This is a genomic window from Enterobacter cloacae complex sp. P14RS, assembly GCF_014895895.1.
In the GTDB taxonomy this organism is placed as follows: Bacteria; Pseudomonadota; Gammaproteobacteria; order Enterobacterales; family Enterobacteriaceae; genus Enterobacter; species Enterobacter bugandensis.
Genome location: NZ_JADBQM010000012.1, coordinates 159,560 through 166,832, shown reverse-complemented (window position 1 = coordinate 166,832; position 7,273 = coordinate 159,560). Strand labels below are relative to the sequence as shown.

General features: G+C 56.1%; 6 protein-coding genes. 1 reads left to right on the top strand and 5 read right to left on the bottom strand.

Annotated elements, in window-relative coordinates:
• Positions 1-309: 309 nt before the first annotated feature.
• The 5 genes from infA to trxB all read right to left on the bottom strand — a co-directional run bounded on the left by infA (position 310) and on the right by trxB (position 6,133).
• Positions 310-528, bottom strand: a complete 219-nt coding sequence (gene infA, locus IM295_RS11650) for a translation initiation factor IF-1 (RefSeq protein ID WP_002211347.1) — start codon at positions 526-528, stop codon at positions 310-312.
• 284 nt (positions 529-812) lie between these two features.
• Positions 813-1,517 (bottom strand): leucyl/phenylalanyl-tRNA--protein transferase, encoded by a 705-nt coding sequence (gene aat, locus IM295_RS11645; RefSeq protein ID WP_041910636.1) that lies wholly within the window; start codon positions 1,515-1,517, stop codon positions 813-815.
• Positions 1,518-1,562: 45 nt separating this feature from the next.
• Positions 1,563-3,284 (bottom strand): cysteine/glutathione ABC transporter ATP-binding protein/permease CydC, encoded by a 1,722-nt coding sequence (gene cydC / locus IM295_RS11640; RefSeq protein ID WP_047362713.1) that lies wholly within the window; start codon positions 3,282-3,284, stop codon positions 1,563-1,565.
• Positions 3,284-5,050 carry a cysteine/glutathione ABC transporter permease/ATP-binding protein CydD gene (gene cydD / locus IM295_RS11635; protein ID WP_028012554.1) on the bottom strand — a complete coding sequence of 589 codons (1,767 nt, stop codon included), beginning with the start codon at positions 5,048-5,050 and terminating at the stop codon, positions 3,284-3,286. The genes cydC and cydD overlap by 1 nt, the downstream gene beginning before the upstream one ends.
• Before the next feature lie 114 nt (positions 5,051-5,164).
• Positions 5,165-6,133 (bottom strand): thioredoxin-disulfide reductase, encoded by a 969-nt coding sequence (gene trxB, locus IM295_RS11630; protein ID WP_028012555.1) that lies wholly within the window; start codon positions 6,131-6,133, stop codon positions 5,165-5,167.
• 544 nt (positions 6,134-6,677) lie between these two features.
• Between trxB and lrp the strand changes: the two genes are divergently transcribed.
• The gene (gene lrp, locus IM295_RS11625; RefSeq protein WP_000228469.1) at positions 6,678-7,172 is read left to right on the top strand and encodes a leucine-responsive transcriptional regulator Lrp; all 495 of its coding nucleotides are present in this window, start codon (positions 6,678-6,680) and stop codon (positions 7,170-7,172) included.
• Positions 7,173-7,273: the final 101 nt, after the last annotated feature.

Below are 7,273 nucleotides of genomic sequence, written 5' to 3'. Positions count from 1 at the left end.
TACAGGCAGCTTAGAAATTAACGAGAGCGACGATTTCCCCGATCGAGACGGTGCACTGCCGTACAGACAGCTTAGAAATTCAATCGAATTAACCGACAGTACCGGGAGTAGTGCACTGCCGCACACGCAGCTCAGCAAAATAGAAAATAAGGCCTAACAGTCGTCGCACCGTGCACTGTCGAACAGACAGCCCTGAAGCTGGAACGAACGGCTAAATAATTGTTCAAATAATCAACAGCACCACTAAAAAATAAGGCCGGGAATATCCCGGCCTTATTTAATATTCATCTGCCATTACAGGCGAAAAAATTAGCGACTACGGAAGACAATGCGGCCTTTGCTCAGGTCGTACGGGGTCAGTTCAACAGTCACTTTGTCGCCCGTCAAAATGCGGATGTAGTTTTTGCGCATTTTACCGGAGATGTGCGCAGTTACCACGTGACCGTTTTCCAGCTCTACGCGAAACATGGTATTAGGCAACGTATCAAGTACGGTACCCTGCATTTCAATATTGTCTTCTTTGGCCATCTAATCCTCTGGGGTATCACTACCAAGTTTTGAACCGGCAAGATAATGCCGAAATTCATCAATTAAGTAAAGAATTGCGCGATTAAAACGCAGCAAAACAGTTTCGGCGCATTGCCCAAGCGTCACGGTACAACCGAACAGGAAGCGCATTCGTAAAGGGGAGACAACAGGATAAACGTCAGGACGTTATCTGAAGCGAGGGTCCCAAACGGCGGCGGGGCAACAGGCAGAAGCTACTCTGCGGCATAATTATAACACCCTCACAAAAAATATGCGGAAAACATTTAAGCATTGGGCATAAAGAGCGTTCTGGGGATCCAGAAGTCGCGCGGGAGCTTCTCCTGACGGCAGGCGTCAAGATGCTCAATATACTGTCGTCGCGGGATGTCAACTGCACCGAGAGAGGCCGTGTGCTCGTTGAGCACCTGACAATCGATCAGGCGTCCGCCGCGCTGGGCAAAGGCCTCGCAGAAGACCAGCAGCGCGGTTTTCGAGGCGTTGACCGCACGGGAGAACATCGATTCGCCGCAAAACAGCGTCCCTTGCGCCACGCCGTACATGCCGCCAACCAGTTCCCCCTTTTCCCAGACCTCAATGGAGTGGGCGTAGCCAAGCTCATGGAGCTGGTGATAGGCGTTGACGATATCGCGGGTGATCCACGTCCCTTCATGGCGATCTTCGGCACAGCCTTCTATCACCTGCCCAAATGCGTGATTCAGCGTGACGCGATACGGGGATTTAGCATGAAAACGCTTCATGCTGCGGCTCAGATGGAACTGCGCTGGCCACAGCACGGCGCGCGGGTCGGGAGACCACCATAAAATCGGGTCGCCGGGAGAAAACCACGGGAAGATGCCGCGCTGGTAGGCCATTAATAGCCGCGCAGGGCTAAGGTCACCGCCAAGGGCCAGCAGCCCGTTGGGCTCACGCAGCGCTCCCTCCGGCGAAGGAAACGCGATGTTATGACGAGAAAGCTGGACCAGGCGCATGACAGCAAAACTCCAGTACGCGAGTGAGGACGCTACAAATATAGTCTACAGACGCTGTTTGAACTGGTAGTAGCGACCCTGTTTCGCCAACAGCTCTGCGTGACTACCTTGCTCAATAATGTGTCCGTTGTCCATCACAATTATCCGATCAAAACTTGCCAGCCCGCGCAGGCGGTGCGTCACCATCAGGACGGTTTTTCCTGCCATAACGTTTGCCAGTAAATCAAGGATTTGACTTTCGGTTGTCGCATCAAGCCCTTCTGTAGGTTCGTCGAGCAGCATCAGAGGTGCATCATGCAGCAGCGCACGCGCAATGGCCAGACGGCGCAGCTCTCCGCCGGAAAGCTGACGACCGCCTTCTCCCAGCCAGCTGTTCAGTCCTTCGTCCTCAAGCAGCTTTTGCAGTCCGACCTGCTCCAGTACGGCGCGAAGATCATCGTCCGAAGCCTCTGGCGCGGCCAGCAGCAGGTTATCGCGCAGGGTGGCGCTAAACAGATGCACGCGCTGTGGAACAACGCTCACGGTCTTGCGCAGGGCCTGCTCGCTGAAATCAGTCAGCAACGTGTTATTAAAACGAATCTGACCGTGCTGTGGATCCCAGGCGCGGGTCAGCAGCTGCAGCAACGTCGACTTACCGCAGCCGGTACGGCCGAGGATCGCAATCCGCTGCCCTGCATTAACGGAAAGATTGATACCTTCCAGCGCGTTCTGCGCCTGTTTGTCATAGGCGAAGGTCACGTTATCAAGCGTCAGCGCCACCTGCTCAGGCACGGTGGTTTGCCCGGCACTGAACGTGACTTCAGGCTCCTGTTCGGCAATCTGAGTGATGCGCAGGGCAGAGGCGATCACCTGTCCAAGATGCTGGAAAGCGCCCGTCACCGGGGCCAGTGCCTCAAATGCGGCCAGCGCGCAGAAAACAAAGAGGGCAATAAGAGGGCCTGGCTGGGTATTACCGCCAATCCCGCCGGATGCCAGCCACAGCATGGCGATCACCGCCACGCCGCCGATTAACACCATCAGCGCCTGCGAGAAGGCCGTCAGTTCCGACTGGCGGCGCTGGGCTTCATGCCAGTTCAGCTCCGTACTTTCCATTCGGGCACGGTAGCGCTTGCTGGCACCAAAAATGGTCAGCTCCGCCTGGCCCTGAAGCCAGGAGGTCAGCTGCTGGCGGTAATCCCCGCGCAGCCGCGTCAGGTTTTCCCCGGTGGATTTTCCGGCGCGGTAAAAGAGCGGCGGCAGAATGATAAGCGTCAGCAGCATGATCCCGCCCAGCGTCAGCGCAACGGGAACATCCAGAACGGACAGCCCCAGCGTAACTACCACAATCACCACAAACGCGCCCACTATCGGGGAGATCACCCGCAGGTAAAGGTGGTCCAGCGTGTCGACATCCGCAACGACACGGTTCAGTAATTCGCCCTGGCGAAAACGCGCCAGCCCGGCAGGGGAGAGGGGAAGCAGTTTGCTGAAGGTGTAAATGCGCAGGTGCTGCAGGACGCGGAACGTCGCGTCGTGGCTGACCAGCCGCTCGAAATAGCGTCCGGCAGTACGGGTAATGGCGGTACCTCGCACGCCTGCCGCCGGCAGCATATAGTTGAAGCTGTATAATCCGGCGAACCCAGCTACGGCGGAGGCCGACAGGAACCAGCCGGAAAGCGTGAGCAGGCCGATGCTGGCAAGCAGCGTGACAATCGCCAGCACGATCCCCAGCGTCAGCATCCACTTGTGGCGTTTATAGAGCGCAAGATAAGGCAGCAGAGCACGCATCAGATGTCCTCCTGACGGTTCGCCAGCAGGGCGGCGAACGGCCCCTGCGCGGCAACAAGAGCGGCGTAATTGCCTTGCTCAACAATATGACCGTTTTCCATCACCCAGATCTCATCCCAGTCAGCAATGCCTTCCAGCTGATGGGTAACCATCAGGGTGGTTTGCTGCAGGGAAGCGGCGCTCAGGGCCGCCATGACGCGCTGCTCGCTGTGTGAATCCAGGCTGGCAGCAGGCTCATCAAGCAGCATCAGCTGGCACGGGTTCAGCAGCGCACGGGCGACGGCCACGCGCTGTGCCTGGCCGACAGACAGCCCGGCAGACTGATCGCCTACCACGGTATCGACACCCTGCGGGAGAAGCGGCAGAAATTCACTGACCCACGCGCGGTCGAGAACGGACTGCAGTTCATCTTCACGAGCATCCGGGCGTGCCAGGAGCACGTTTTCGCGCAGCGTGGAAGCAGGTAGCTGAGGGTTTTGTCCGACCCAACTGAGCTGCTTACGCCAGGCGTCGGGATCGAGATTACGCAGTTCAGTTTTGTTTATCCGCAGTGAACCGGTGTAGGCCATAAAACCGGATAACGCATTCAGCAGAGAACTCTTCCCTGAACCGCTGGTGCCGACCAGCACCACGCGTTTCCCAGCGGGCAGGCTAAAGTTCAGCGGGCCAGCCAGTACTTTTCCTTCCGGCGAGAGAATGCAGAAATCGCTCGCGTCGACGGTTACCGGCTCTTTAGCGTTCAGCGCCACGTCACCGCGCTCCGGGTGCGCCAGCGGCGTCTCCAGGAAGGTTTTCAGGCTGTCGGCCGCGCCAACGGCCTGCGCTTTAGCATGATAGAAGGTCCCCAGGTCGCGAAGCGGCTGGAAAAACTCCGGAGCCAGGATGAGCGCGAGGAAACCGGCAGAGAGGGTCACCGCCGTGCCGTAGTGGCCGAAATCCAGCGCGCCGAGATAGGAGAAACCGAAATAAACCGCCACGAGGGCAATCGATAGCGAGGTAAAGAATTCCAGCACGCCGGACGAGAGGAACGCCAGGCGTAACACTTCCATCGTGCGCTGGCGGAAGTCCTGTGATGCCAGGCGAATGTTCTCGGTTTCCGCTTCACCGCGACCAAAAATACGCAGGGTTTCCATCCCGCGCAGACGATCGAGGAAATGTCCGCTCAGCCGGCCCAGCGCCAGGAAGTTGCGGCGGTTGGCATCAGCCGCACCCATGCCGACCATCGCCATAAATAGCGGGATCAGCGGAGCGGTCCCCAGCAGGATCAGCGCCGCCACCCAGTTAACCGGGAAGATGGCAATAACAATCAACAGCGGCACAAAAACCGCCAGCGCCATCTGCGGAAGATAGCGCGCGTAGTAATCGTGCATATCGTCGATCTGCTCAAGGATCAGCGTCGCCCAGCTTCCGGCCGGTTTACCCTGGATCCACGCGGGCCCGGCTTCCTGCAGGCGGTCGAGCACCTGACGACGGATCTCGTAGCGTATATGCTGCCCGGCGTGGAAGCCGACACGTTCACGCAGCCACACCACCCAGGCGCGCAGGACAAAAACCAGGATCAGAACAATAAAGGGCAGCAGGAGCGCTTCGCGGGGAATGTTCTCCATGATCATGTGATTAAGAATGCGGGCCAGCAGCCATGCCTGGGCAACAATCAACAGACCGCTAACGAACCCCAGAAGACGGGAGATCGTAAGCCAGCGGCGGGAAATAACGCTTTGCTGTTTCAGCCAGCGTGTTAACTCTTGTTGACGGGTTTTTTCCATTGCGTATTTTGCAGGTGACGTTATAAGAAATTAGACATCTGCATGTTACACGCGAGCAAAAATAAAGGCGACCTGTGGCCGCCTTTATTTACGTTTGTTACTGACTTGTAAAGGTTATTTACCTTGTTCAGCCAGTCCGTCGAGGTAGCGTTCAGCATCCAGCGCGGCCATACAGCCGGTGCCCGCAGAGGTGATCGCCTGACGATAAATATGGTCCATCACGTCACCGGCAGCGAACACGCCCGGGATGCTGGTCTGGGTCGCGTTACCGTGAATGCCGGACTGCACTTTGATATAGCCGTTTTCCAGCTCCAGCTGGCCTTCGAAGATCGCGGTGTTCGGGCTGTGGCCGATTGCCACAAACAGGCCCGCCACTTCCAGCGTTTCGACGTTATCGGTGTTCTGGGTATCACGAATGCGCAGACCCGCAACGCCCATCTGATCGCCGGTGACTTCCTCCAGGGTACGGTTGGTGTGCAGCACGATGTTGCCGCTCGCCACTTTATCCATCAGGCGCTTAATGAGGATCTTCTCGGCGCGGAAGGTGTCACGACGGTGGATCAGATGCACTTCAGAGGCTATGTTCGCCAGGTACAGCGCCTCTTCCACCGCGGTATTACCGCCGCCGATAACCGCGACTTTCTGGTTACGGTAGAAGAAACCGTCGCAGGTCGCACAGGCAGAGACGCCGCGGCCTTTGAACGCTTCTTCAGACGGCAGGCCGAGATAACGGGCAGAGGCGCCGGTGGCAATGATTAGCGCATCGCAGGTGTATTCACCGCTGTCACCCGTCAGGCGGAACGGACGGTTCTGCAAATCCACTTTATTAATGTGGTCGAACAGGATTTCGGTTTCGAATTTGGCGGCATGCTCGTGCATGCGTTCCATCAGCAGCGGCCCGGTCAGATCGTTCGGGTCGCCCGGCCAGTTTTCCACTTCCGTGGTGGTGGTCAACTGACCGCCTTTTTCCATGCCGGTGATCAGTACCGGCTGCAGGTTTGCGCGTGCAGCATAGACCGCCGCGGTATATCCCGCAGGTCCAGAACCAAGGATTAACAACTTACTGTGTTTGGTCGTGCCCATGAGATCCCCATTGTTGTTGGCAGGCAATGGGCTGGATTGTAGGGAATTTGTTGCCGTAAAAAAAGAGCACTGGGATTTTGCTTTCGATATATGCAATAGCTGCGCCCGATGAATCTAGTGCCGTTACGTCACGTTTTCTACTGAAAACCGCTCGTTTATAAAGCAGTAAAATGAGGATTAATACCCCCCCGTAATGAATATCCGGCATCTTGTACTAAAAAACGATGTTTTGCTTTGACAATCCCCTGCGCATTTGCGAAAACATTCAAGGAAGAAAAAAAACCGCGTTAACCGTATGCCGCATAGGCATGCACGTAAATGCCATTTTTACCGTGTCAGTGAAATCTACGCATGGCGTGGACAGACGCCATACGTGATGTCGGTGACAGCCTTCGGGCAGCGGTCTTCTTACCAACAGAACCCGAATCCGCATCGCGTCTAATACATAACCAGGCGATGTGATGACTAACGGGTACAGGCTCTGAACAGTGATGTGCACAGGGTCCAGGCAGGAGTAGGGAAGGAATACAGAGAGACAATAATAATGGTAGATAGCAAGAAGCGCCCTGGCAAAGATCTCGACCGTATCGATCGTAACATTCTTAATGAATTGCAAAAGGATGGGCGTATTTCCAACGTCGAGCTTTCAAAACGTGTGGGACTTTCCCCGACGCCGTGCCTTGAGCGTGTGCGCCGACTGGAAAGACAGGGTTTTATTCAGGGCTATACGGCTCTGCTGAACCCGCATTATCTGGATGCCTCACTTCTGGTATTTGTTGAGATTACTCTGAATCGTGGTGCGCCGGATGTGTTTGAGCAATTTAACGCCGCTGTACAAAAACTTGAAGAAATTCAAGAGTGTCATCTGGTGTCCGGTGATTTCGACTACCTGTTGAAAACCCGTGTGCCTGATATGTCCGCCTACCGTAAGCTGCTGGGGGAAACCCTGCTGCGTCTGCCAGGCGTGAACGACACCCGTACCTATGTGGTGATGGAAGAGGTCAAACAGAGCAATCGTCTGGTTATTAAGACGCGCTAACACGGAACAGGTGCAAAATCAGCGTAGTTTGATTACACTCCTGTTAATCCATACAGCAACAGTGCCGGGGAGCCCCGGCGCTGTTGTCCGTTTTAGCAAAC